Source organism: Vibrio parahaemolyticus (assembly GCF_900460535.1).
Taxonomy (GTDB): Bacteria; Pseudomonadota; Gammaproteobacteria; order Enterobacterales; family Vibrionaceae; genus Vibrio; species Vibrio parahaemolyticus.
Window position 1 is genome coordinate 1,501,247 of sequence record NZ_UHIL01000002.1, and the last position, 24,866, is coordinate 1,526,112.

Sequence of the window (24,866 nt, forward strand, 5' to 3'; positions counted from 1 at the left end):
CATCTAATAAGATAAGGATTACTTCCATATGAAAAAGCGCATTTTAGCAGTAGCAGTGACGAGTATGCTTCTGTCTGCCTCTGTCTTTGCACAAGAAACGGTGGTTCCAAGCCGCGTGGGTGATTTGAAATTTGAATCAGATTTTCCGACACAAGAAACAATGAAAAACATGTTGAATGAAATGGATTTTCAGCGTGCAACCCAAGCTTATCTTTGGGGGATCCCTGCCTCAAGTATTATGGAATGGCTGAACGTTAGCCGTAATGATTTTAAATTCGAAGAAGGTCAGTTAGGGTTTTATAATACTCTAAAACAAAAGCAGGGCATTATTACTGCCAACTACACAACGCCATATGTTGTGGGTACTTGGAATTTGGAAAAGACTGGCCCGCTAATTATTAATCTTCCTGAAGCTAAGATGGCGGGCATGTTGCTTGATGTCCATCAGCGCGTACTGTCTGATTTGAGCTTATTGGGCCCGGATAAAGGTAAAGGTGGCAAATACTTGATTGTGCCACCGAGCGAAAAATACAAAGATCTAAATCCAAAAGGTTATTACGTCATTAGACCAAAAAACAATGTGGTATTTGCTGGTTTGCGTATTCTTGAACCGGATGTCGATCGCGTAGTGAAACAAGTGGTACCAAACATCACAACGCAACCATACGCTGGTGGTAAACTAGGTCGTAAAATCCCGGTTGCTCAAGTGCCGGAAATTGACTGGACGCATATTCCAAAAGATGGCTTGGAATACTGGAAGACCATCCATCAAATCATCCAAGAAAACCCAGTGGAAGAACGCGATCGTTTTGTTATGGCTCAGCTGAAGTTCTTAGGTATCGAGAAGGGTAAGCCGTTTAACCCAACAGAAGAGCAAAAGAAAATTCTGCTTGAAGCAAGTAAAGTTGGCCGAGCAATGGCGCAATCAAATGATTACACCAAGCGTTTTACACAGCCGTACTGGAAAGACACGAATTGGAAAGATGCCATCAGTGTGTCACTTGATCAACGAAGCGAAAACTACGATGAACTTGATGAACGTGCGGCTTGGTTCTACGAAGCTGTCACGGTTTCTCGCGGTATGAAGAGTACTGTTCCAGGCTTTGGTCAGCGTTACTTAGTAACGTATCAAGATAGTGATGGTAACTGGCTTTCAGGTGAACATACCTACAAACTGCATGTTCCAGCGAATGTCCCTGCGTCAAACTTCTGGTCGACGACGGTTTACGATGAACACAATCGTCTGATGATCATCAACGATGCAGGCTCACCAGACATTTCTTCTCGTAAGAATTTAAAAGTCAACTCCGACGGTTCGGTTGACGTTTACTACGGTCCAAAGCCAGTGAAAGGTTATGAGAACAACTGGGTACAAACGAACCCAGGAGAAGGTTGGTTTACATATTTCCGCTTCTACGGCCCAACAGAGCAAATGTTCGATAAGAGCTGGACGATGGGTGATATCGAACTCGTCAAATAAGAACATTGGTATCAATATAGGGAAACACACGTCTCCCTGAGTTATAACACGGCACCTCAAAACTGAGATTGTCTGTTGTAAAATTAAGCTCGGCTACAGGACTGTTTTTACCTGTGGCTGAGCTTTTACTAAATAAACCATGCTTATCAACTGGCTAAGTCTTTAGAATAATCTGATGGCGCGTTTTCCAACTTTCCAGTTGTTTATTGGCTGAAACACAGAACATTTACTGTTGAGATATTGAACGCAAATATCGTGTAGTCAAAGGTGGAATATCTTGTCAGAATGTCCTTACTTATTTTTAATTAATCAATTAAAAACATATAGTTAATTGTCATTTCGCTAAAGTTCGAAATTTGACTTTTTTGCTGATCAATTTAGTCTGGCTTTCCAATTAGAGGAAGCATTTATGTTCAGCATTCTAAGAAAAATAATCATACTTACCGCAACCGTAACCAGTCTTGCGGTTTCCTTTAATGCGCTTGCGAAAGAAAATACAAAAGACAGCATCGTAGTCGGCGTTATCACACAAAACGACTCTTCAAATTCCGTTGTAGACAGTGTCGGTCCATTTTATGGCATCAACCTCGATTATCTCTCTAACATCGCTAAGGTTCTTGGGCTCAACCTAGAACTGCGCGCTTATCAACACATTCCGCCGTTGCTTAACGATGTTGAAAACGGTGTGATTGATGGCGCTGTGGGTTTTAGCAAAACGCCAGAAAGAGAGAAGCGTTTTCTGTTCTCGAAACCCTTTTTCTCGAGCACCATCGCTGCTTGGTATCGTGATGCTAGCTACAAAGATCGTGATATTCGCGATATCAAATGGGTGTGTGTGGAAGGCAGCGTGTACTGCGACAATCTAACTTCGCAGGGCATCGACAACATTATCTATGTGAAAACGCGTTTAGAAGCTTTTGATGACGTTCGACGCGGCAAAGCTAACGCGTTGATTTACACCTATGTGGGCATTACCGAATACCTTGATGCTAATGATATTGTGAAAGGAATTGTCGATATTCCGAATTGGCTGCAAGAAGAGGAGGTGAGTTTTATCGCCTCACTAGACAACCAGAAACTGATCGACAGCATCGACAAAATTCTTGAATGGGAGCAGAGCGGTAAAAACATTCGTTCGGTGGCATCAAAAAACCCGTATCACATCAACGACAAGTTGCTGGTGGCGTACCGTCGTAATCATAAAAGTAACTTAACGATCACGTACAGCAGCAGTGATGAAGCGTATCCATTTCTCTATCGAGATTCGCACACGGGTAAGCTGGACGGATTCTTCCCAGACTTTATCGACTTAATTCAGTCGCGTACGGGTTTGGCCTTTAGTTATGTGAAACCGACGTCGAGTCTTTCTAATGGGTTGACGGCGTTTGATGCCGATATTGTCCCGGTATCTTATGTGGGCCCAGTGCCTAAGTCAGACTGGCTGATCACTAAACCATTCATGCACAGCAATTACGTTTCTATCCAAGCAGAAGAGAGCGAACGCGACAAGTCATCACCAGAAAAAGCGGGCATTCTACTGAGTTTAAAGAAGCAAGGGTTGGTGCACTTAGGTGTGTGGCAACAGGACCGTTTTGACCGTTATGACGATTTAAAACAGTTGCTTACGGATTTGAAATCGGGCGTTTTGGACGTGGCTTACATTCCTGATGACGTTGTTCATAGCATGATAGCGCAAGATCAGGTCGATGGTTTGGTGATCAATGAGCAAGACGTTCTGACGTTCTCGAATGCGTTTGCAGTTGCAAAACACAATACGCAGCTCCAACACATGCTCAACAGCATCATCGAAACCATTGACTCAAATGAGATAGAAAAACTTCTGCGCTCGCACCGAAGCTTCAACCTAGTTTATGGCTACGACGACGAGCAAATGGCAAAATTTTTCTTGGCAGGTGCGGTCGCTTTTTCTCTGATGTTTGCTGCCGCGTATTTCATTCTTGCGCACCTACGTCTAAAGGTGAAATTAGCTGAGCTGAATGCCAACAATGAAGAAGCGGAAAAACAATGGCTGATGGGCATCATTCAAGAAATTAACAGCTTGGTGTTTATTCACGGTGAAGATAACCAGTTGGAAATGAGCAACTGTGCCAACTACAAGAGCAAGCAATGCCAAGAATGTAAGCTGAAAAGCTGCTCGACTAATGCGCCTCTCGTGAACAACTCGGATGAATTGGCCACTGTAATTGGCGGACAACGCATCTCGGAAGAGGTCGCGTCTGCGGGGTGCGAACTCGGTATTAAACATGTGTATCGAGAGCGTAAAACCATCGCGTCTCCAAGCGGGAAGAAGAAGTTTGTGCTGACGGTGATTCAAGACATTACTCAGCAAAAAGAGCGTGAGCAGGCGTTAATTGATGCGCAAAAAGAAGCACAAACTGCAGTGCGCGCCCGTGAAAACTTTTTAGCGACCATGAGTCACGAGTTAAGAACTCCATTATCGGCGGCGCACGGCATCCTCGATTTGCTGAATCGCCAAGTGACGGCTGATTCAAATCGCGAGTTGATCGCTCAGGCCATGCGATCACTCAATCATTTGAATGTGCTAGTAGACGAAGTGTTGGATTACTCAAAGCTGGAAGCAGGGCAGTTAACCGTTGCTCCCGCTAAAACCGACTTACTCAAAACCTTGTGCGATGTGTTTAGAAGCTTCGAGCCAAGAGCGCTTGCGAAAGGTTTGGATTACAAAGTTACGATCAAGCCGCTTTCGGATGCTTTCATTGAAGTCGATGCACTGAGATTAGTGCAAATCACCACCAATCTGCTCTCAAATGCCGTGAAATTCACAGCAGAAGGCGAGATCGGAATCAGTGTCATCTTGCACGAAAAGCAGCTTATTTTGAAAGTTGCAGATACGGGCATTGGCATGACGGATGGCCAACTCGAAGGCATTCTCAACCCGTTTGTTCAAGCGGATGACAGCATTACGCGCAAATATGGCGGCACAGGGTTAGGGCTGAGCATCGTTGACCGATTGATCGAGTGTATGGGCGGCGTGCTCTGCATCGATTCACAATTCGGCTTGGGTACGACGATCACCGTCAAATTGCCAATTGAGCGTTGTGATTCAGAACCAGAAGTGCGTTTGAACTGGACTTACAGCGAGGCATTGCCACTCAGCATTCGTCAGTGGTGTGACGCATGGAAAATGCAGCCAGCAACACTGGCAAGAAGTATGGCGAACCTTTACGCCGCACAAGACAACGAAGCGGGCTTTGATGGTGTGATGCTGCGCGATGATCGAGAAATTCTCGGTAGTCTCACGTTGCGAGAGCTTCAATACCCAGATGCGCTGTTCAACTTGCTTAGCCAAACGCAGCAAGAGACCAAGCTGGACGAGCTTAAGTCCGAAGAAGTTTCGTGGATTCTCGGAACGGTATTAGTTGCGGAAGATAACCCAATCAACCAAAGCGTGATTTCAATGCAGCTGCGTGAGCTTGGTATCGAACCTGTGATTGTGAACAACGGCCGTGAGGCTTGGGAGTACATCAACCAAGATGAAAACGTCGTGTTGCTGCTGACCGATTTTCACATGCCAGAAATGGATGGCTATGAACTGATTAAACATGTGAGGGCGTCTGGTTTCAAATCGCTTCCAATCATCGGTGTGACGGCAGAGGATGCTCGGCTTGCCAATGAGCGAACACAAGACATCGGTATTGATGATGTACTTTACAAGCCTTACGACCTCAACAAATTGAAAACCGTTTTGGTGCCATTTATTGGCAAGAAAGAAAAGACCCGATTACCGGATTGGATTAAGCGTTTTAAAACGCAAGACGCAAAAGAAATTGCGCGTGTGTTTAGCCAATCTATGGCGATGGATATTGAAAACCTACAAGCCGCCCCGACAGAGCGAGATAAAAAACGGGTTATCCACGGCATCAAAGGTGCAGTTGGGGCAATTGGAATCAGCATGCTGACTGAGCTTTGCATTGAGGCAGAGCGAGTCACCGCGGCGGAGTTTGACAGGCGAGCAGCGGAGTTAATTTTACGAATCGAGCAGGAGATCGACAATATAGACTATTGGGCAGAGATGAATGAATACACAGCTTAATGTGATGGTGATTGATGACCATCCACTACAAACCACAATACTTACGCAGATATTGAATCGCTATTGCGCGCAAGTAACGTCCTTCAACGGTGTCGATGATGCGATTCAATGTGCGCAACGTCAGCATTTTGATGTGATTTTTTGCGATATCCAGATGCCAGGAAAAGACGGCATCGACATGATGGAAATGCTCGATCAGATTCAATACCAAGGACAAGTTGTGTTAGTCAGCGCGATGGAGCTGACCATCATCTCTGCGGTGCGTGCCATGTGCGAAGGGTTTAGCTTTGAGGTGTTAGGAAAGCTGCCTAAGCCGTATGACGAAAACCAAGTGGTTGAACTGCTGAGCCTAATGAAAGGTGAAAAAACCAAAAAGGCGTCGTTTATTCAACCCATCGAAGTGCAAGATCAAGAGTTTTTATTCGCGTTGGGTGAAGGGCGAGTGAAAAACTATTACCAACCGCTAGTGGATGCGCAAAGTGGAGAGGTGCTTGGGTATGAAGCGCTCGCGCGTTGGAGTCATCCGATTTATGGCGTGTTGTCGCCTTACCACTTTCTGCCGATTGTTGAACGTTGTCACCTCTCTGCCGAGTTGTTCCAAGCCGTTTTGAATAACGCGATTTATGACATCAAGCATCGGGGTTTGACGCAAAAAGTATCCATCAATGTTGATCATGAAAACTTGGAAGATCCGGAATTTTCACATCGCTTTTTGCAGCAATGCCTTGAGAACGAGATTGAACCCTCTCAAATCACCATTGAAATTACAGAGCGCGACACGTTCCAAACCAGTGCATCTCTGTACAAGAACTTACTCAAGCTAAGAATGAACGGCGTCACCGTCTCAATTGATGACTTTGGCACTGGCTCATCGACGTTTGAAAAACTGGCTCAACTGCCGTTCAACGAGCTCAAAATAGATCGCTCGTTTGTGCAAGGCGTCGAGTGCGATATGAAAAAACGCAACATCGTTGTCGCCATCTGTGCGCTGGCGAAAAGTTTGAACATACGGCTCGTCGCGGAAGGAATTGAAGATGAAGTCACGCTTCAAGTGATGCGTGAATACGGAATTGACCTTTGCCAAGGTTTCTACATCGACAAACCCATGCCTTTAGAAGCAATAACCATACTGAATGAAAGATATGAATAAAATGAATTGTTTGATCTTTGATGATCACCCTTTAGTTTGCGTTGCAATCAAATCCTTACTGAAAGAGCTGGGGATGACCAATGAAGTGTTTACCGCAACGTCTGCAAAGTCTGCATTTAAGACATTAAAAGAAAGCAACATTGAACTGCTGATTTTGGATGTGAACTTGGCCGATTGCGACGGCTTTGATTTCTACAAACGCATCAAATCCCACGGTTATGAAGGCAAGGTCATTTTCTTCTCGGCGGAAACCAGCCAAATGTACAGTCAAATGGCGTTTCGATCTGGCGCAGATGGTTATGTGTGCAAATCGGAAAATCACGACATTCTGAAAGACGCTATCGAAGCGGTGGTGAAGGGCTATACCTTCTTTAAATTTAAGCAAGTCGCGAACGAAGTCAGAGAAATGCCGCAACTTTCGAGCAGAGAAAGTGCCGTGATGAAGTATTTGCTGCAAGGCAAGTCCAATCGAGATATCGCGTCTGTGTTGTCGATTAGCGATAAAACTGTCAGCACTTATAAACGCCGCGTACTGGATAAATTTAACGTAAAGAACATTGTCGAGCTAACGAGAGTAGCGGGGACCTAAGGAGACACCATGACATTTAAAAGCATCGCGCTGTCTTTCTTTGTGGCGACGTTACTGTTTGCGACTTCAACAATGATGATAGGCGCTGTGTTGATTTCTTATGAAGTAAAGCAGTTCAACACCTACGCAAATAACCTAGCCAAAATAAAGCAAAAAGTCATTTTAATGGGGCTGCTGACGGAAGCGAAGCTTGAACAATACAAAGGCTTGAGCGTGGATGAAGTAGAAGCTCAAACTGAGTTCAGCTTCCAAGACGCGATTTACTCGCTGTCACCGTACGAAAAGCTGAATTACGTTGAAGCCGTCGCACGCAAATCGCTGCATCAAGCCGAAGCGTATTTATCAAATGCGTTTAATCGACAAAATGCCATTATGTACTTTCGCTCTTATACTGGGAGCAAGTTGATTTTAGAGCGACCAATCAAAGCGTTAGAAGGTGTGAAGGCCACATTCGATGTCGATTGGTGCAAGAGCAACTACTCTTGCGTTCTGGCTGCGTGGAAAGAACAACTGACTGATCGCGTGTTGTTTTCTCTGCCGTTTAAAACCACCTACTCGGATGACATGGCAATAAGCATCATGAGCCCGGTTTATTTCCAAGGTGAGCTAGTCGGCGAGTTTTCAGAACAGCTCTATCTTTCATCACTTTATAACGAAGGGAAAGCCGTCGACGTACAGATCTCCAATGGTAACAAGCAAATGGTGATCTATTTTTCGGGTTATCCGTGGCCATCGTTCGCGTACACCCAATCTTTTGTGGCAGACAACAACAACTTGATTGTCTACATGTACCCGTTCAGTAAAGTGATGGTGGATTACAGCTTTCTGTTTGTTATTTTCTTTTTGGCAACCTTGGCATATTACAACAAAGCGCATGAATCCAAAGAGAGCAAACTTCGTCTGGCGACGGCACTGACGAATGTGACAAAAGACGATTTAACTGGGTTACTTAACCGCAGAGTCTTTAAAGATAGCGAATTCAAACGCCGCTTGAAAACGGCCCCTTATTCCGTCATTGCCATTGATGGCGACAGGATCAAGCGAATCAATGATCGCTATGGTCATCACGTTGGGGACGAGGTTATCGAGATCATTGCCGATGCGATGCGTAAAGTGTTCAGAACCAGCGATTATCTCGTCCGAACTGGGGGCGATGAGTTTATCGCAATCTTGCCGGGGTGCAGCATCAGTCAGTCTTCGATGTTGGCGAAAAAGTTACGTAGCGTTGTCAAAGACAACCGACTTAAAACGTTAGACATTGAAGTCAGCGTAAGCACTGGCGTTGCGGCAAACGAATCACACGAATCACTGCAAGATGTTATCGTTCGAGCGGATGAAGATCTCTATGAGATGAAAAAACGCAGACAACAATCACAGTAAGTAATAGTTTTATTGATAAAAATGCCAAGTGATTGGACATAACCATGACATAACTGTTTGATTAATTTGACCAAACAGAAAGAGTTGTCTTTTATATTAGAGCAGCCAGCAAACAATGGCTGCTCTAATTATTTTCTGACCTTACATCTGGTGTCGCGTGTGAACAAAGATCTCGACTTAAACCTACTCAAAATTCTTGTCTTATTAGATAAGCACCGCCAACTCAAGCCCGTTGCAAAAGCGATGGGGAAAAGTGAAGCGTCCATCAGTAAATACCTTGCCCGATTACGACTTCAGCTTAACGATGAGCTGTTTATCCGACATCCTCACCACATGGAGCCGACGGACTATTTAAAGCGTCAACTGCCCAAAATTGCCGACGCGTTGGAAAAGCTTGAAACCTGCTTAATCAGTGGTGAGTTTGAGCCAGAAAACTACGAAAAAGACATCACAGTCTGTTTACCGCAAACCGCTCAATACTCATTTGGTCACTTGCTCGCAATGGATTTGATGGAGCTGTTCCCTAAAGCACACATTTCAGTGGCCACCATTACTGAGTACACGGTTGAAGAGATCATCCTAGGCAAGGTGGATGCGCAGCTTCATTACTTTAACGATGACTTACCGAAATCTGTCCATCAGAAATTCATTGGTTATGCACCCGCAGTGGTTGTGGTTCCGGAAGAGTTGGGGATTACAACTCTTGAAGAAGCTGCACAATTACCATTCATCATGTTAGAAATCATCGGCTGGAAAGAGAAAGAGCAGCTTGCCAAGCGCGCAATGGAGAGTCACGGTATGGTGATCAACCGAATTGCAGCGTTAGATAATGTCAGCAGCGTGTTGAAGCTAATTAAGCAAAAGAGTGCGGCAACGGTGTTACTTGAGTATCAAGCGCCAATAGAAGGGTACAACTTTATACGAGTACCGGAATCTTACTACCCGAATGGTTGGCCCAAGATTGTGGTGCAAATGAAGCAAAGTCATCGGCATGATGCAATGCACCAGCTGTTAACTGGCGCCATTGCAAAATACATGAGTGCTTAATTCTCAGTGCTTAGCGGCAAAACTGAATGTTTTCTGACTGAGGGATAGTATGCAGCAGCTCAATCAATGAGTCTGCGTGGTACTTCTTCAAGATACGTGTTTTGTAGGTACTGATCGTTTTAGCGCTCAGTGAAAGCTGCTCAGAAATTTTCTTATTTGAGTAGCCTTGCGCTAAGTAATGGAACACCATAGCTTCGCGGTTTGATAGCGTCACATCACCCGATGATGGCGTGTGAGTCGACTTAAACATCGAGTAACCGCGAGACACACTCACAATCGCATCGGCGATAGTTTCTCTTGCTTCATTCTTGTTTAAGAAGCCGTTAGCGCCCATTTCGTAAGCGGCTTTAGAAAGGCTAGAGTAGTCACGTGAAGAGACAAACAACAGTCGTCCACGATAGCCCGTCGCTAAAATGTTTTTGGCTAAACGCATACCATCTCGGTCGCCAAGCACTACGTCTAAAATAATCAAATCAATCCTTTGACTTCGAACTAGCTCCATTACTTCCGCACTGTCAGTGGTTTGGATTACTTCAGCTGTGTTGATTGCATTTTCAACAAGAGAAGCAAGCGCTTCGCTGTACAATGGCTGGTCGTCGATAATAAGAACGTTATTCAAAGTGAACCTCATCTAATATTTCAACTAGTACGCTGTCAGGCAACAGCTCGATTGGATGAGTAGGATTGTAGGAAAAACCTTGCTGAGAGGAAGGAAAATGACTCTTTCCAAAAATGAAAATCAGTGTCTTATTTTTTGGAATGTTGGCGGCAGCCATTGAAACACTTAACGATGAGAAAATTGTGTAAAAACACGCTCTGACAGAAAACTAACAAACAGAAAACGTTAATTCATCCATTGCTGACCGTGATGTTCTGTTTCGCATATTGATACATGTTGTTGTATTTAATGGATTGTAATTCTCGGTTATCACACAAGTTTCGTATTACGCGGTCACAATGCTCGAGCTTACGATAAATTGCGTATTCGCCGCGATACTCAAATGGGCGAAGTGAGGCTAACCTCACAATCGCTAAACAGATTTTCTTAGAGTGAGGAAGAAGGTCGTGCAGTTGAAAGTAGCGATCAAAGTGCGGTGTGATTGAGGAGGTAGAAATCGACTTCTGAGCGGTAATTTGTCTTCGGATTTGCTCGATTTTGGTCTGCGATTCTTGCAGGCGCACTTCCAGGCTTTTGAGCATGTGCACTTGGCTTCGGAAAATACTTGGATGCTGCGCCTCGGCAATGGCTCGGCGAGCACGTGGCAACATCGATTTCATTTCACTTAAAAATGAACAACGTTCGAGCAGTACGCACAGATGGTAAAGATCATAGAAGTGCGACAGTTGATTGCTGGCTAGTACGGCTCTGACTTGAGAAATAGCGGCTTTTAAATCACCACGAATCAGTGCGATGTGTGCGTCAATCAATGCAAATTGGGCTTTGAATTGCGAGTTCTTCTCTATTTCACCAATCAGTGGGTTTAATCCAAACAGAAGGTTTTCAAAGCATTGATTTGAAGGTGCATTGAGCGCTCGGTATAAGTGGCAGCGCACAAAATTCAGTTTGGTGAAGATGCCACCTCGGAAGGTATTTTCGTTTTTTTCGTAGTAGCGCTTAATGTAAGTGACCGCGTCATCGTAAGATTCGCTGGCTAAAGAGAGGTTGGTGATCACCAGTTCACGCTCAGAACCAGCATCCAACAACATAGTCGATTGCTTAAGGTGTTTGATCGCTTTAGGAATGTCTTCACTCAGTACCGCCATGTTAGACATTTCATCGTGATAGTAGGGGTTCTCTTTTTTACTGCTCAAGCTTTCCAGAACTTCTTGTGCTTTTTCTAAGTCATCGGTCTCAATTAGCGTGTTGGCGAGTGCAGTTTTAATCCAGTCAAAATTGTCTTCTTTGAGTAACTTTTCGTATTCGCTACGGGCGCTAGAAAACTGTTTGTTTTGCACCATTGCATGCGCACGGTAACGTCTGATCAGTTTTGAATATTCGGGATGAAAGGGAAGAAGGGTATCGGTGGCTTCAATCACGCCTTCAAAGTCCATCTCACGCAGTTTTTCGTAAATCGGTAGTAGCACGCTTCTGCGTTTCATGGCTGACAGCAGTCGGTTGCGAAAAAAGGTGTGATTAAACGGTTTTAGCAAGTAGTCATCAGGGTCGCTGTCCACTATTGAACGTACGATCTTGTGATCATTTTCTCCGGTCAAAAAAACGAAAGTTGTATGTGCAGGCAGAATTTGCGCGTGCTTTAACTCTTCTAACAACTGAAAGCCATTGAGCTGAGTTTGAAAGTTGTAGTCACAAATCACCAAATCAAAATGCATTTGCTTACAAAGATTGATGACCTCAAAAGGTTTATAAGCGTAATAGATGTCACTTAAATCGAGTTGTCGAAGTATCGCGGTCACGCTACTCGTAACCAGTCTGGAATCGTCAGCGACCAGAACTTTACACAGATTACGGTCAAAACTCATGGGTCAATCCTTGTGCAGTCAAAGCATGTAATAAAATTCAATGCAGCGGAAGCTTAAATGCTTCTCTTGAGGTTATTTTGAGGGAAGAGAATCGCTTTACGTATGTTGAGTAACCCAATGATGGACGTCATTCACGCTTAGCTCTAGATCGGTGATGAGTTTCTCTAACGCCGTTTGATAAAGGGGGGAATCAGATCGGCCCAATTGTTCGGTCAATAAAGCGGATTGATGAATATGCTCCAAGCCTATTTGTGCGAGCCCGCCTTTAATCTTGTGCACGGTCTGGAGTAAATGTTTTGGTTCGTGTAGATGCGCTTTTAACGCTTCGAGATCTTCTGTCATGGTTTCCAGATACACCTTTGCCATGTGGTGTTGCATATCGGCTGGAAAGTGAGTTAACCATTGAGTATGTAGAGAAGAGTCTGAATTCATATAAGTGGAGCATCGTTTGTTATTGATTAAGAACAGATAAATAGTTATTAATTTTAAGAAACGGGTCAAGTATAGGACTGTTTTTAAACTAATTCTAAATTATTGATATCTAATGTTTTGTTGTGGTTGTGAGGCTTTTCTTACATCAAAATAGGAAGCCAATAAGGGAGAGGTTGCTGCACTACACTCGATAGCTGCGTTTCAAATTTCTTCATGTTAGAAATGAGTGGCATTTTATTGCTATCTTCTGCGTTGTAACTTTGCTTGTGGCATAAAGCATTCGCTCAAATTATTCCTAAACTTTTCAGTGTTATGGCCGTTATAGAACGTAACGAAGGCGGGAGAGTAGAATCTCTACCGAAGTCTTGTTCAAAATTGAGACATATTTTCACTGTTTGAGATGGAAGTGTGCAGTAATCGTCCTTTTGAAGGTTTACAAACACAGTCGTAAAGACTAAAAAGGACGCTCGGATTTTTTGCCGTAGGAAGAAGTTCTTTACGGTATTGCATCAAGCCTTTTCTTGACGCGTTTTTTGGATATTGGGTCTATGAGTAACGTAACCAGCACCATTTTGACTGAAAGTGGTACCAATGAGCTCGAAATTATTGAGTTTCACCTAGAAAAACAATTGCCAGACGGCAGCACCAAAACCTGTTATTACGGTATTAACGTTGCCAAAGTACGTGAAGTGATTCGCGTGCCTGAGACGACAGATTATCCGAACGCGCAACCTCATATGATTGGTGTGTTCTCATCTCGCGATGTCCTAACGCCTTTAGTCGATTTGGCTGGTTGGTTAGGTGTACCTACGCGACAAGATCTTGAGCGCAAGTTTGTTATCGTTACCGATTTCAACAAGATGACCAATGGCTTCCTAATCGACAGCATTTCACGTATTCACCGTATTTCATGGAATGATGTGGAATCGCCAAGTCAGTTTTTAGAAGCCGGTGAGCAGGATTGTGTTGTGGCGGTCGTTCGCAAAGATGGCAACCTGATTATGATCCTCGACTTTGAAAAGATCATTGCAGACATTAACCCTGAGCTGAGTATGGAAAAATACGACGTGAAAGTGGATAAATCTGTTGATTTGAACCAGCGCATGGTTGGTAAGCGTAACGCGAAAACCATCATGGTTGTGGACGATTCCGCGTTCATCCGTTCTCTGATTCAAGATACTTTGGCGTCGTCAGGTTACAACGTTATCACCTGCAAAGACGGTGGTGAAGCGCATGAGAAATTGATGAGCCTGATTGAAGTTGCGAAAGAAGAACAGCTACCAGTGCGAGGACTGCTGGATGCGGTTGTGACGGACGTAGAAATGCCTCGAATGGATGGCATGCACTTAGTGAAAAGGTTGCGTGAAACCGAAGCATTTCGCCAAATGCCAATCATCATGTTCTCGTCACTAATGAGTGAAGATAACCGAGCAAAAGCACTGTCGCTTGGCGCTAATGACACCATTACCAAGCCTGAAATTGGTCGTATGGTGAATATGATGGATAAATACGTATTCGCTTAATTTGCGTATCGCTCATCAAGCACAGAGTTAAAAGTAATAAGGCTGCCGATTGGCAGCCTTATTTGGTTATGTGCAAGGATTAATTCTTAGAGTATAAGTTTCATTTTCTCGCATTGGTGGGCCATAAATGATGCTACATTTTTCCTTTGACGCCGTTTTATCATCTCTTGCCATCACGGCTACGAGCCTATCTTTTTCAAAAGTTTCAATCTTCCAATCAGATGAGCCATGTTGATTTTCTAATTCAACCACAAGCAATCCTAAAGCAGTTTCGTCTGCATCAGGGTATCCGTATAAGAAGACGCATCGCTTATTACTACCAATATTACAGCCATCGAAAGGCAAATCAGCTTTAGTGAATTTGTTGTCAAAATTAGCCACATATGCGTCGCTCTCTAATCCGGCGATGGCCATTTTTCCGTAACCAATCCCCAACGCCGACTCAATGGCACCTTTCATACCTTCTAAGCGGGCTTCGCGAGCATCGTTTTGTAAGTTTAAAAAACGTGGTGCGGCGGTGACAGCAAGAATGCCGAGTATCACAATCACCACTACTAACTCAATTAGAGTAAATCCAGTCTGTTTTTTCATATTATTTTCACAGCAAGTTAAAGGTAAAAAAGTAAATAACTGTACGCTTTTTTGTTGTGGAAATAAGTACAGTATTGATAAAAGGGTCAGCATTATAGAGCGATGCAAAATAAAGCGCTAGAGCTCGACATCAATCATTTTGATGATTTTATCAACGGCATATGTGTTGTTTTGGTGTACAGTGCATTCAGTTTTCTGTAAGAAAAGCCTTACGTTGGTAGTGAGGTTAGCGAAAATGAATGTTGTCTAAAAACAGACAAATAGATTGTCTTTTCATGGTCATTGAGGAATGCTACGCAAGGCGGGGTTAGGCAACCATCTCGAAATGCGATAAGTCTAGCGCCCTTATTGATCATCTGAATATAAGAACAATCTAGATGGAATTTGATTCGGTTAACTTGCTTGCGATGGGACTGATTTTTCTCGGTTCTTTTGTCCAAACTGCGATTGGTTTTGGCTTAGCCATTGTGGCCGCGCCATTGCTCATTCTATGGGCGCCCGAATATGTGCCTGCACCTATCTGTTTGGTCGCGTTGTTTATTTCGATCATGAATGCGCTGAAACACCGCAGTAGCGTCGAAATCGGTGGTTTAAAAATGGCATTGATTGGCCGAGTTCCCGGTTCTATTGCTGGTGGCTTCATGCTGTTCTTTGTCTCCACTCAAGCACTGACGTTGTGGATCGGTTTACTCGTTCTATTCGCGGTTATCGTCAGTGTGCTTCCGTTTCGTATTGAACCAACACCTCAGCGTATGACGTTAGCTGGATTTTTCTCCGGTTTGTTTGGTACCAGCTCGGCAATCGGTGGCCCTCCGATGGCATTGCTATTGCAGCATCAAGAAGCGAACCAGTTACGCGGTAACTTGTCGGCATTTTTCGTATTCAGTTCTATCATCTCTCTGGTGGTTCAAATCCCAGCGGGCTTCTTTACGTTGCATCATCTTGTGATTACGATTCCGTTGCTACCAGCTGCCGGGCTAGGGTATTGGCTGGCGATGAAAACGACGCAATCGCTGCCGAAAGAAAAGATTCGTTTTGGTGCGTTACTGCTGTGTTTTGTTAGTGGCTTTACGGCAGTCGTACAAGGGCTGAACCTGTAACAATTAGGCGCGATGATAATCACTTTACAAACGCCTTTTGCGCTATAAAATCGCGTCACTTTTTCTTCATCTCAATGAGCAATAGCCTATGAATCATCGTCACTACGGCAATTTTATGGCTGCGTTATCCTTCGTTATTTGGGGATTACTGCCGGTTTACTACCGTTTTCTTCCTAATGCTGCAATGGATGAGTTGCTGGCATGGCGCATTATTGGCTCGGTACCCGTAGGGATTCTTATCGTCTACGCGGTGACTCGCCATTGGCCAAATTGGTCACAGGTGTGGCGAGATAAAAAGTCTCTTTGGTATGCCTTTGTGGCAAGTAGCCTAATGTGTATTTCTTGGAGTGCATTTACGTGGGCGTTGACTCACCATCGAGTGATTGATGCAAGCTTGGGCTTTTTCATCGGGCCACTTGTGTCTGTCGCTTTAGGTGTATTTGTTTTGGGAGACAAGCTTTCTAAGGGGCAATTAATTGCAATATTGCTCGCAACTTGTGGCGTGTTATACCAAGTGTTTCAATACGGGCAGCTACCGTTTGTTGCCTTAACAATGGGGCTTTTCTTTGCGCTTTATGGACTCTACAAAAAGAAAATCAACTACGATTGGAGCACAACATTGTTTATTGAAGCACTTGTTCTTGCGCCGTTTGCGTTGGGATATTTGCTGTTCAAACAATGGACGACTGGCGAGCTTGCTTCTTCCGTTGATACGACAACTTTATTGCTTTACTTCGGCAGCGCGCCAATCACGATTCTGCCTTTGATCTTCTACTCAATCGCGATTCGTATTACAAACTTATCGACGGTTGGCTTGATGCAATACATAGAGCCGAGCTTGCAGTTTATTCTTGCTGTCGTGTTCTTTGGGGAGCTATTCGATGACGTTAAAGCGGTTACGTTTGCCTTTATCTGGGTGGGTTTGTTGCTCACGATCTTCGAAGGCGTTGCGAAAGGAATAAAGCGTAAAAAGTTGGCTAATCATTCGGTGTAGGTTGAATCCGGTTTAAACCAAATTTGGGCCAACCACGCTCGTTTTAGTTCATTGTGCATCCAAGTAAAACCAAACATAAAAGCGCTCAGTCGAGCGCTTTTTTTATCACTGAAATTCAAGTTATGAATAGCGATGTTTTTCATTATTCGGCATCTTGAAGTTACTTAGGTATAGTGAATAGGTATCTGAATAGAAAGGACTCAACATGATCACTGCACTTTATGCCAGTATTCTGGCTCTACTTTTAGTTTGGTTAGCGTTTCAAGTCATCAAACAAAGGCGCCTTAACAAGGTTGCGTACGCAGATGGCGGCGTAGAAGCACTGCAAATTGCCCGCAGCGCACAAAGTAACGCAAGCGAATACATACCCATTACGCTAATTCTTATGGCGTTGTTAGAGTTTAACGGCGCAGCACCCATTTGGATTCATCTTACCGGTATTATCTTTGTAATTGGCCGCATCATTCATGCCAGAGGTATCCTACAAGAGAGTTTTAAAGGAAGAGTGAAGGGCATGCAGCTGACGTTTCTCGTGATTGTGTCTCTTGTGGTTTTGAATATGTTCTACTTCCCTTACGGAAAATTGTGGTAAGTCTAATAAGTTCCTACAGCGCGAATCTGTTTGCGAATTGCTAAATCGAGTTTGCAAATTGCAATGAAAACTGTGAGCAAACAGTCGCTATTGATGAAGTTTTAATGAAATTGATTAAATATCAGCCTGTTTCTATGCGCTTTAAAGTTGGCACGCCTCATGCTTTAGTACTACTGACCCTTTCTAAGCCGAGGGTCACCTAGCCAACTGACGTTGTTAGTGAACCCAATTGTTCACAAGTATATACAGCCAATCACACACCTTGTGGTTGGCTTTTTTTTATCTTCAGGTTTCCTATCTCTACACGCTATTAGGGTGTTTGCCTTATCGAATAAAACCAACAAGTGTGATAACTTGCGCGCGGTTTAAATGTAATTGGTTGTATTAATGAAGAAAACAATACGTGTAGTAGGTGTGGCATCTTTACTGTGCTGTCAGTCGGTTAATGCGATGAGCGAAAAAGACTGGGACGTTCTAACGGATATTGGCACTTACGGTTTAGTGGCAACCGCTGCAGCTGTGCCAGCTTATAAAGGCGATTGGGAAGGGTTCTGGCAAGCAGGATTGAGCATTGGCACTGCTTCTGGTGTTGGTTTGATTGGTAAAAACACCATCGATGAAGAACGCCCAGATAAAAGTGACAACGACAGCTTTCCATCCAACCACACTGCAAACGCATTTGCTTCTGCGACCAACCTTTACTTGCGTTATGGATGGGAAGCCGGACTTCCTGCATACAGCATGGCAGCGTTAGTGGGCGTCGGCCGTGTTGAAGCCAAGAAACACTACTGGCGAGACGTGTTGGCAGGCGCGGCTTTAGGCACGTTGAGTGCTTATATTTTTACTGATGCGTATGACGAAAATGTACAGCTTGTACCTTGGGTGACCAGCGAGGATGCGGGTATCTCCATCACTTATCGTTGGTAAGGATATGAGTTAGATATATGAATCGAATGAAAAAAGCCTCGGAAATGTCCGAGGCTTTGTTGTTTATGAAGTTACTTAGAACTGCGCTTTAATCCAGATCATACGGTGGTCAGATGAAACATCTTTACCATTACCGTATTTGCCGATGCGCGAATCGTTAAACAGTTTACGACCTTCTTCATAAGATGCAGACCAGTAAACGCCGGAATCAACCACGTTTAAGTTTGCAGAAGGCAAGGCGTAGTCTACACCTAAACCAAATGTTGAAGTGATACGGTTCGGATATGGGTGAGTTGAGCTCTTTTCAACGGCGTGTTCAGCTGCGCCAAAGCTTGTTGGGTACAGGTTGCCGTTCATCACGTCTTGGTTAACCAGCGGATCACTATGCAGCTCTTGCATGATAGAGCTAATACCATCGCCAGCAACTGGATCGAGGTTTTGGTCGCCCATCATGACGAATTTAGCACCGCTCGCCAAGCCACCTTGTTTGCCTGCATCGTCGTAGAAAAATTCTTTTCCTTGGATGTAATGGTGCCAAAATTCCACTTCCGCTGCGTTTTGCGCTTGGTTTTTACCTGGATCGAAAACTGGTGGTGTAGGGTGCGACATCAGAAGATGAACAACCTCATTACCATTGCTGGTCGGGATGATAATTGGTGCATCTACGTGGTTTTTAGAAGAGAGGCGTACTTGAGCCCATTCCTCTGCAGAGTACCACTCATCGCCACACTTCATATTGTCTGGAATTTTTTGTGAGCCGTCACAGATAGTAATGGTTGGGATTTTCGCGCCTTCTAAATCTTTCCATTTAAACTCTTGGAAGGTTCGTGTATTTGCCGTATCAATTTTGTACTTAGACATTAGGGCAAAGGCGTATTGGCCATGGTACATGCCAAAGCCCCATGCATCCCCCGGCATTTGGCCGGCAGTGCCGTTGTTGTCGAGGTCAAAATCGCTCAACAAACCTGTGTTGGTAGAATAAGACTCCGCGTAAGGGTATTCGATAGGTTCGAGGTTTGCTTCTTCGCCCGCGCCATCGAGACTTTGTGCAACAGACAGGTAGTTCTTTTGGAAGCCTTCAAGGGCTGCTTTGTCTTCGCCTGTTCCGTCGTTGTTGTATTCCGCCATCATCAGTACATCAGGGCGATTCTTTTGAATGATCGCAGCAACGTTGCGAATTTGAATGACCTTTTCCGCAGTGGTTTTGTCTTCAGCTGCGATGGAGCCGTCTAAATAGGCTGTAACCAATGCAGCTTGCTGCGCTGGTTCAATTTGCATTTCATTTACTAAAGCTTCGAAGGTCGCACGGTCAAAAGAGAGGTTGTAGGTGGCAATCTTTACTTCTGTTGGCTGAACGTTTACGTATTTCGTGTCGTCGTCATTGCAGCCAGTCAGTAAAGCAGCACCGATAAGGAGAGCGAGAGAAGTTTTAATTGTTTTCATGGGTGCGTCATACCTTATAATTGATTCGGGCAAATATTAATAACATCAGTAATATTTGTAAGCGATATGAGTCACACAAACGTTTGCATAATTACATATACAATCAATTTTTGTGTGATTTGTGCAATAAATGCGACAGTTTCAACATCAAAAGGTTATATGCAAATTGTTAAAGGCATGTGTCGAGAGCGTTGAATCGCCATAAACTCATCCATAAGGTCTATAAATTCCTGTGCTAGACTCAATGAACAGAATGAGATCAATAAGCCTAACGTCCTGTTAAGGGATTATTCGGCGCATAAAATCTGTCAGTTTGGCTTTGCTATTTGTGCAAAATAGGGGACTTACCGATGGATCTAGGATCAAAATATCAGCGCAAGCTCGTAGTTGGCTTTGTGTTGGTGTCACCACTTCTTGTTTCACCTTCTCTCTCTGCCGCTCAGTTGGAGCGATTAGAGCCAAATCATGGACGTGTGGTTTCTCTCGAAAAGCAAAACCTTGCCGCGACCCAAAATGTCGCCAAAGCGCTTGGATTAAAGCCGGGCAATAATGTTCAAAAGCTTAAAGCCAACCAAGACAAAAATGGTGATGTCCACGTCCGGTATCAACAAACCTACAAAGGAATTCCGATCTGGGGGAAACAGATCGTTTTACACCGCGATAAACAAGGGAAAATCAAACGCTTTGGCGGTACGTTAGTTCATGATATCGGGCAAGACATTTCTAACACGACTCCTCAGCTCAGCCTTGAAAGAATAAGAAGCAAAGTACAAAAGCCGTATTTGGATGTTGGCTATCACATCGAAGATCAGCAACAGGGATTACGTATTTATATCGATGACAAAGACGTTGCGCATTTAGCCTATGAGATCCAGTTTTTTGCCGATTCTGAACAAGCGTTAAACCCCACTAGACCAACTTATCTCGTGGATGCTAAATCCGGTGAAGTGCTGTTGCAGTATGAAGGATTAGCTCATGCAGAAGCAGATGGCCCGGGAGGCAATCAAAAGATTGGTTTCTATGAGTATGGTAAGGAATACGACCCGCTACTTGTTCAGCAGTCGGGGAGCACTTGTATCATGGATACGCCTAATATCGTCCAAACCATCAACCTAGATGGCCGAACCTCAGGCAGTGTTCACACCTTTAATTGTCCAACGAATACGGTCAAAGAGATTAACGGCGCGTACAGTCCGTTAAACGATGCGCACTACTTTGGCAAAGTGGTATACGACATGTACAAAGATTGGTTGAATACTGCTCCCTTGACGTTTCAGCTGCAAATGCGAGTCCATTACCGCAAGCGATATGAAAATGCCTTCTGGAATGGATCGAGTATGACATTCGGCGACGGAGCGAGTTACTTCTATCCGTTAGTGAGTTTGGATGTCTCCGCGCATGAGGTCAGCCACGGGTTTACAGAGCAAAATTCTAACCTGATTTATTCAGGTCAATCTGGCGGTATTAATGAAGCGTTTTCGGATATGGCTGGCGAAGCAGCGGAGTTCTATTCCCGAGGTTCAAACGATTGGAAAGTCGGATTTGATATTCGTAAGTCTCCAACTGGCGCATTACGTTACATGGACAACCCTCCGTTAGACGGACGCTCGATTGACCACGCGTCTCAATATGTCAGTGGTATGGATGTTCATTACTCTAGTGGTGTGTTTAACAAGACGTTTTATCTGTTAGCCGTCGATTATGATTGGGGCACCGAAAACACCTTCAAGGCATTTGCCCACGCGAACCAAAACTATTGGACACCAAGCGCGACGTTTGATTCAGCTGCCGCTGGCGTATTGGCGGCGGCGCAAGACTTAAGCTTACCTGCGAGTGATGTGACGGCGGCTTTTGCCCAAGTTGGCGTGTCGACGGATGGTGGTGTCGTTGAACCACCTTCAAGCGCTTGTGATGCTGTGTCGTTGAGTAATGGGACATCAAGCAATATCGAATCTGCTTCGACAGGGCAGTGGCACTGCTTCACTATTGATGTGCCAGCAAACGGTTCAGACTTAACCATCACGACCGCAGGTTCAAATGGGGATGCCGACCTCTACGTTAAGTTGGGCAGTGCGCCAAGTTTGTCAAACTACGATTGTCGCTCTATCAGCTCGAATAGTAACGAAGTGTGCAGTTTTGCTACGCCAAGTGAAGGGACGTGGCATATTGGGGTTTACGCGTATAGCGGTATCAGTAACGTGAGTGTAACCGCGAGTTATACAGAACAAGAAGCCCCACCACCTTCTGGCGGTGTGACAACGCAATCCATTAACAATGGCAAAACGTGGACGGCGATTGTCACGGGCTCAGGATTGCATGATGGAGTGTGGAACAACAACCCTAGTGATTCATGTGGCAATGATAGCGAGTGTAGCAAATCGGGTATTGATAAAAAAACTGGTTCGGTAAGCTTCACGCTGAGTGATGGGCAAACTTTTGTCATTCTCAAACCATAGCGACAAAGCATATTTCCTAAGGCTCTGAAATTCTCAGAGCCTTATTTTTCTCTTACGAACTTTTGATTATACTCGAGGGCCACACAGAAGTGAGGACGACCTCACCGCTCTATCTTTTCTCGGGGACGACCCCAATCTCGTTGGGAAATATGACATGGCTTGGGGAATTCTCTTCATTGCGGGCTTGTGTGAAATCGCATGGGCTGTCGGTCTTAAATATTCACAAGGGTTTACCAAATTTGGCGCTTCGGCGTTCACCATCGTTTTTATGTTGTTGAGCTTTTGGCTGCTTGGTATCGCGTTAAGAACCTTACCTTTAGGCATCGCTTATGGCGTCTGGGTTGGCATTGGTGCAATAGGCACGGCAATCGTCGGTATCTACTTGTTCAATGAGCCAGCAACGCTAATTAAAGCACTGAGTTTATTGATGATTGTGGCAGGTATTGCAGGGTTAAAAATCTCTGCTTAACGCCGGGTTAAACATAAAAGAAAAGCCAGAGTCGACTCTGGCTTTGTTGCATTTAAATATCTTGCCCGTTTGGGATGGAGGCGTTAAGCGCTGCGCTTAATAAAAGGCAACCGTAAATGATGGCCGAACACATTGATCAATGCGCCCGCTACAATTAACGCGCCGCCAATGTATGTCCATAGTGATGGAAGTTCGCCAAAGAACACAATGCCTAACAGTACCGAAAAGACTATCTGCACGTAAGAGTAGGCTGATGCTTTACCTGCTTGTTGAGTTTGCATCGCCTTAGTCAGCCCAAGTTGACCAATTTGAGTGAACACGCCGACCAATACCAACATACACGTCAGGTAAAGATCTGGCATGACAAAGTTATCTCCCATAAACAGGATGGACGTTGGTAGCGCCACAAGTGGGAAGTAGAAAATGATCACCGAGCTGTCTTCGGTTTGACTGAGCTTTCTTACAATGACATAAGCAATAGAGCTACCAAAAGCACCTAAAATAGCAATCATTACACTGAACATCGGAAGTGTTTGTGCAGATTCTACGCCGGTTTCTGGCCGAACCATGACGTAGACGCCGAGCAAACATAGCGCAATACAAATGAAGGTTGTGGGCTGAATTCGCTCTTTCAAAAAAATGACAGCGAGCAGCGCCGTAAATACCGGATGAATGTATTGGAAGATGGTTGCCTCTGCCAAAGGTAACGTGGTCACCGAATAGTAAACACACATCAGCGCGAAGGTGCCCACCGCGCCACGCGCTAAAAGTAGTGTTTTGTTGTTGCCCCAAACAGAGATTCGTTTTCGTTTCACATCTAAATAACTGATCACTAAAGAAACGAGTGCTCTTGCTGCAACGATTTCAAAGACAGGGATACCATGAAGACTGACGTGCTTTACCGTGGCCGACATTAGCGCGAACCCGAAAGCGGAGAGCACCATAAAGCGCACACCAATGGGAACCATAGTGTTGAGTGAATTAGACATTTTACTGCTCATTTGTTGCGACAGATCGCACTTTAGCATACTCAACAGACAAAATGATCGGCGGCATTCAAACATCTCTGCCGAGAGAAAGAATAAGCGGTAGACTGTGGGTTCTCAATCAACCTATCTTTCTTTCGCGCATGGAGCGCATCTAGGAAATATCTAGATATTTAAGGAGCATACATGATCCCAATACAAGCGACGCATGTCTCTGGCGTTGTCATCTCTCGAATTGATGGCGTAGATAAAATTCTGTTACTCAAACGCGTTAAAGGCGGGTATTGGTGCCATGTGGCTGGTGGTGTAGAGGCTGGTGAAACAGGATGGCAAACCATTCTGAGAGAGCTAAAAGAAGAGACGCAGATTGACGATGTTGAGTTACATAAGGCGGACTTTTTAGAACAGTTCTACGAAGCGAAGGAGAACCGAATCTTGGTCATCCCATGCTTTGTGTTATTTTGTCCGCCAAACCAACCTGTGGTGCTTAATGAAGAACACACGGAATATCGCTGGTGTTCGCTGGAAGAAGCAAAGCAGCTTACGCCGTTTGCCAATCAACATCATCTCTATGATCATGTTTGGCAATACTATGTTGATGTGGAGTCGCTGACACCGTATACATTAATCGAGCAAAACAGCTAGGAAAGGGCAACAAGGACGTGACTCATAAAATTTCTGTGCGAGCAGCACAAAAGCAGGATTCTGCAACCATCTTAAGATTTGTTAAAGAGTTAGCTCGTTACGAGCATTTAGAACATGAAGTTAAAGCCAGCGTCGAAGACGTTGATCGAGCGATTTTCGGCGAAGATTCGACGACACACGCAGTGATTTGTTATGTGAACGAAGAACCGATAGGATTCGCCGTCTACTTTTTTAACTACTCAACATGGCTTGGAAAGAACGGACTCTACTTGGAAGATCTATATGTTTCTTCTGAGTACCGAAATGTTGGTGCTGGGAAAGCGTTGTTAAAGCATTTGGCGAATATTGCCGTTGATCGTGGTTGTGGCCGTTTTGAATGGGCTGTATTGGATTGGAACCAACCCGCGATTGATTTCTATCAGTCAATCGGTGCAGAGCCTCAAGATGAATGGAGGATCTATCGACTGGCGGGAGATGCATTGCAGCGCTTTGCTAAAGGATGATGT

The 24,866-nt window shown here is 44.5% G+C and carries 22 protein-coding genes; 15 read left to right on the plus strand and 7 right to left on the minus strand.

What is annotated here, in order from left to right; all coding sequences use genetic code 11:
• Positions 1–28: 28 nt before the first annotated feature.
• From DYB02_RS23880 to DYB02_RS23905, 6 genes are all read left to right on the plus strand, one after another.
• A complete protein-coding gene (locus DYB02_RS23880; RefSeq protein ID WP_029804093.1) occupies positions 29–1,480 on the plus strand; it encodes a DUF1254 domain-containing protein in 1,452 nt (483 codons plus the stop codon).
• Positions 1,481–1,889: 409 nt separating this feature from the next.
• Complete coding sequence (locus tag DYB02_RS23885) at positions 1,890–5,555, plus strand: ATP-binding protein (RefSeq protein ID WP_029804095.1); 3,666 nt, start codon at positions 1,890–1,892, stop codon at positions 5,553–5,555.
• Entirely contained in the window at positions 5,539–6,705 is a 1,167-nt protein-coding gene (locus tag DYB02_RS23890) for an EAL domain-containing response regulator (RefSeq protein ID WP_029804096.1), read from the plus strand. The genes DYB02_RS23885 and DYB02_RS23890 overlap by 17 nt, the downstream gene beginning before the upstream one ends.
• Entirely contained in the window at positions 6,698–7,294 is a 597-nt protein-coding gene (locus tag DYB02_RS23895; protein ID WP_005481323.1) for a response regulator transcription factor, read from the plus strand. The genes DYB02_RS23890 and DYB02_RS23895 overlap by 8 nt, the downstream gene beginning before the upstream one ends.
• A 9-nt stretch (positions 7,295–7,303) precedes the next feature.
• On the plus strand, positions 7,304–8,674 hold the full coding sequence (locus DYB02_RS23900; RefSeq protein WP_005486479.1) for a GGDEF domain-containing protein: 1,371 nt from the start codon (positions 7,304–7,306) through the stop codon (positions 8,672–8,674).
• Positions 8,675–8,833: 159 nt separating this feature from the next.
• A complete protein-coding gene (locus tag DYB02_RS23905; RefSeq protein WP_005486496.1) occupies positions 8,834–9,721 on the plus strand; it encodes a LysR family transcriptional regulator in 888 nt (295 codons plus the stop codon).
• 10 nt (positions 9,722–9,731) lie between these two features.
• On the opposite strand, the gene DYB02_RS23910 is transcribed toward DYB02_RS23905, so the two are convergent.
• The 4 genes from DYB02_RS23910 to DYB02_RS23925 form a co-directional block, all read right to left on the minus strand.
• Positions 9,732–10,340: a response regulator transcription factor gene (locus tag DYB02_RS23910; RefSeq protein WP_005454317.1), complete on the minus strand. Its 609-nt coding sequence runs from the start codon at positions 10,338–10,340 to the stop codon at positions 9,732–9,734.
• Positions 10,333–10,497, minus strand: coding sequence for a hypothetical protein (locus DYB02_RS23915; RefSeq protein WP_005454149.1), 165 nt, complete (start codon positions 10,495–10,497; stop codon positions 10,333–10,335). Before DYB02_RS23915 ends, DYB02_RS23910 begins: the two co-directional genes overlap by 8 nt.
• Before the next feature lie 73 nt (positions 10,498–10,570).
• Positions 10,571–12,202 carry a response regulator gene (locus tag DYB02_RS23920; protein ID WP_029804097.1) on the minus strand — a complete coding sequence of 544 codons (1,632 nt, stop codon included), beginning with the start codon at positions 12,200–12,202 and terminating at the stop codon, positions 10,571–10,573.
• A 96-nt stretch (positions 12,203–12,298) separates the two neighbouring features.
• Positions 12,299–12,634: an Hpt domain-containing protein gene (locus tag DYB02_RS23925; RefSeq protein WP_225868831.1), complete on the minus strand. Its 336-nt coding sequence runs from the start codon at positions 12,632–12,634 to the stop codon at positions 12,299–12,301.
• Positions 12,635–13,182: 548 nt separating this feature from the next.
• On the opposite strand from DYB02_RS23925, the gene DYB02_RS23935 reads away from it, so the two are divergent.
• Positions 13,183–14,157 (plus strand): chemotaxis protein CheV, encoded by a 975-nt coding sequence (locus tag DYB02_RS23935; RefSeq protein WP_029805090.1) that lies wholly within the window; start codon positions 13,183–13,185, stop codon positions 14,155–14,157.
• A 66-nt stretch (positions 14,158–14,223) separates the two neighbouring features.
• Here DYB02_RS23935 and DYB02_RS23940 read toward each other — a convergent pair whose 3' ends face one another.
• Positions 14,224–14,748, minus strand: a complete 525-nt coding sequence (locus tag DYB02_RS23940) for a prepilin-type N-terminal cleavage/methylation domain-containing protein (RefSeq protein WP_025504144.1) — start codon at positions 14,746–14,748, stop codon at positions 14,224–14,226.
• A gap of 377 nt (positions 14,749–15,125) precedes the next feature.
• Here DYB02_RS23940 and DYB02_RS23950 point away from each other — a divergent pair, with 377 nt between their 5' ends.
• The 4 genes from DYB02_RS23950 to DYB02_RS23970 all read left to right on the plus strand — a co-directional run bounded on the left by DYB02_RS23950 (position 15,126) and on the right by DYB02_RS23970 (position 18,361).
• Positions 15,126–15,848, plus strand: a complete 723-nt coding sequence (locus DYB02_RS23950) for a sulfite exporter TauE/SafE family protein (RefSeq protein WP_005486597.1) — start codon at positions 15,126–15,128, stop codon at positions 15,846–15,848.
• Between the two features lie 88 nt (positions 15,849–15,936).
• On the plus strand, positions 15,937–16,842 hold the full coding sequence (rarD, locus tag DYB02_RS23955) for an EamA family transporter RarD (RefSeq protein ID WP_029805089.1): 906 nt from the start codon (positions 15,937–15,939) through the stop codon (positions 16,840–16,842).
• Positions 16,843–17,047: 205 nt separating this feature from the next.
• A complete protein-coding gene (locus tag DYB02_RS23965) occupies positions 17,048–17,434 on the plus strand; it encodes an MAPEG family protein (RefSeq protein WP_005454090.1) in 387 nt (128 codons plus the stop codon).
• A 387-nt stretch (positions 17,435–17,821) separates the two neighbouring features.
• Positions 17,822–18,361, plus strand: coding sequence for a phosphatase PAP2 family protein (locus DYB02_RS23970; protein WP_024702901.1), 540 nt, complete (start codon positions 17,822–17,824; stop codon positions 18,359–18,361).
• 75 nt (positions 18,362–18,436) lie between these two features.
• Here DYB02_RS23970 and DYB02_RS23975 read toward each other — a convergent pair whose 3' ends face one another.
• On the minus strand, positions 18,437–19,804 hold the full coding sequence (locus tag DYB02_RS23975; protein ID WP_029805087.1) for an endonuclease/exonuclease/phosphatase family protein: 1,368 nt from the start codon (positions 19,802–19,804) through the stop codon (positions 18,437–18,439).
• 350 nt (positions 19,805–20,154) lie between these two features.
• Here DYB02_RS23975 and DYB02_RS23980 point away from each other — a divergent pair, with 350 nt between their 5' ends.
• Positions 20,155–22,260 (plus strand): M4 family metallopeptidase, encoded by a 2,106-nt coding sequence (locus tag DYB02_RS23980; RefSeq protein ID WP_029805086.1) that lies wholly within the window; start codon positions 20,155–20,157, stop codon positions 22,258–22,260.
• Between the two features lie 154 nt (positions 22,261–22,414).
• Entirely contained in the window at positions 22,415–22,729 is a 315-nt protein-coding gene (locus DYB02_RS23985; protein WP_005454078.1) for a DMT family transporter, read from the plus strand.
• A gap of 83 nt (positions 22,730–22,812) precedes the next feature.
• On the opposite strand, the gene DYB02_RS23990 is transcribed toward DYB02_RS23985, so the two are convergent.
• On the minus strand, positions 22,813–23,718 hold the full coding sequence (locus tag DYB02_RS23990; RefSeq protein ID WP_029805084.1) for a DMT family transporter: 906 nt from the start codon (positions 23,716–23,718) through the stop codon (positions 22,813–22,815).
• A 183-nt stretch (positions 23,719–23,901) separates the two neighbouring features.
• On the opposite strand from DYB02_RS23990, the gene DYB02_RS23995 reads away from it, so the two are divergent.
• Positions 23,902–24,360, plus strand: coding sequence for an NUDIX hydrolase (locus DYB02_RS23995; RefSeq protein WP_015313152.1), 459 nt, complete (start codon positions 23,902–23,904; stop codon positions 24,358–24,360).
• Between the two features lie 17 nt (positions 24,361–24,377).
• A complete protein-coding gene (locus DYB02_RS24000) occupies positions 24,378–24,863 on the plus strand; it encodes a GNAT family N-acetyltransferase (protein WP_029805082.1) in 486 nt (161 codons plus the stop codon).
• Positions 24,864–24,866: the final 3 nt, after the last annotated feature.

What these genes read in the sequence shown, in the direction of transcription:
- DYB02_RS23880 (WP_029804093.1), top strand. Translation starts at nt 29, where the DNA reads ATGAAAAAGCGCATTTTAGCAGTAGCAGTGACGAGTATGCTTCTGTCT.
- DYB02_RS23900 (WP_005486479.1), top strand. Translation starts at nt 7,304, where the DNA reads ATGACATTTAAAAGCATCGCGCTGTCTTTCTTTGTGGCGACGTTACTG.
- DYB02_RS23965 (WP_005454090.1), top strand. Translation starts at nt 17,048, where the DNA reads ATGATCACTGCACTTTATGCCAGTATTCTGGCTCTACTTTTAGTTTGG.
- DYB02_RS23980 (WP_029805086.1), top strand. Translation starts at nt 20,155, where the DNA reads ATGGATCTAGGATCAAAATATCAGCGCAAGCTCGTAGTTGGCTTTGTG.
- DYB02_RS23925 (WP_225868831.1), bottom strand. Translation starts at nt 12,634, where the DNA reads ATGAATTCAGACTCTTCTCTACATACTCAATGGTTAACTCACTTTCCA.
- DYB02_RS23920 (WP_029804097.1), bottom strand. Translation starts at nt 12,202, where the DNA reads ATGAGTTTTGACCGTAATCTGTGTAAAGTTCTGGTCGCTGACGATTCC.
- DYB02_RS23985 (WP_005454078.1), top strand. Translation starts at nt 22,415, where the DNA reads ATGGCTTGGGGAATTCTCTTCATTGCGGGCTTGTGTGAAATCGCATGG.
- DYB02_RS23890 (WP_029804096.1), top strand. Translation starts at nt 5,539, where the DNA reads ATGAATACACAGCTTAATGTGATGGTGATTGATGACCATCCACTACAA.
- DYB02_RS23975 (WP_029805087.1), bottom strand. Translation starts at nt 19,804, where the DNA reads ATGAAAACAATTAAAACTTCTCTCGCTCTCCTTATCGGTGCTGCTTTA.
- DYB02_RS23885 (WP_029804095.1), top strand. Translation starts at nt 1,890, where the DNA reads ATGTTCAGCATTCTAAGAAAAATAATCATACTTACCGCAACCGTAACC.
- DYB02_RS23990 (WP_029805084.1), bottom strand. Translation starts at nt 23,718, where the DNA reads ATGTCTAATTCACTCAACACTATGGTTCCCATTGGTGTGCGCTTTATG.
- rarD (WP_029805089.1), top strand. Translation starts at nt 15,937, where the DNA reads ATGAATCATCGTCACTACGGCAATTTTATGGCTGCGTTATCCTTCGTT.
- DYB02_RS23970 (WP_024702901.1), top strand. Translation starts at nt 17,822, where the DNA reads ATGAAGAAAACAATACGTGTAGTAGGTGTGGCATCTTTACTGTGCTGT.
- DYB02_RS23940 (WP_025504144.1), bottom strand. Translation starts at nt 14,748, where the DNA reads ATGAAAAAACAGACTGGATTTACTCTAATTGAGTTAGTAGTGGTGATT.
- DYB02_RS23915 (WP_005454149.1), bottom strand. Translation starts at nt 10,497, where the DNA reads ATGGCTGCCGCCAACATTCCAAAAAATAAGACACTGATTTTCATTTTT.
- DYB02_RS23895 (WP_005481323.1), top strand. Translation starts at nt 6,698, where the DNA reads ATGAATAAAATGAATTGTTTGATCTTTGATGATCACCCTTTAGTTTGC.
- DYB02_RS23995 (WP_015313152.1), top strand. Translation starts at nt 23,902, where the DNA reads ATGATCCCAATACAAGCGACGCATGTCTCTGGCGTTGTCATCTCTCGA.
- DYB02_RS23950 (WP_005486597.1), top strand. Translation starts at nt 15,126, where the DNA reads ATGGAATTTGATTCGGTTAACTTGCTTGCGATGGGACTGATTTTTCTC.
- DYB02_RS23935 (WP_029805090.1), top strand. Translation starts at nt 13,183, where the DNA reads ATGAGTAACGTAACCAGCACCATTTTGACTGAAAGTGGTACCAATGAG.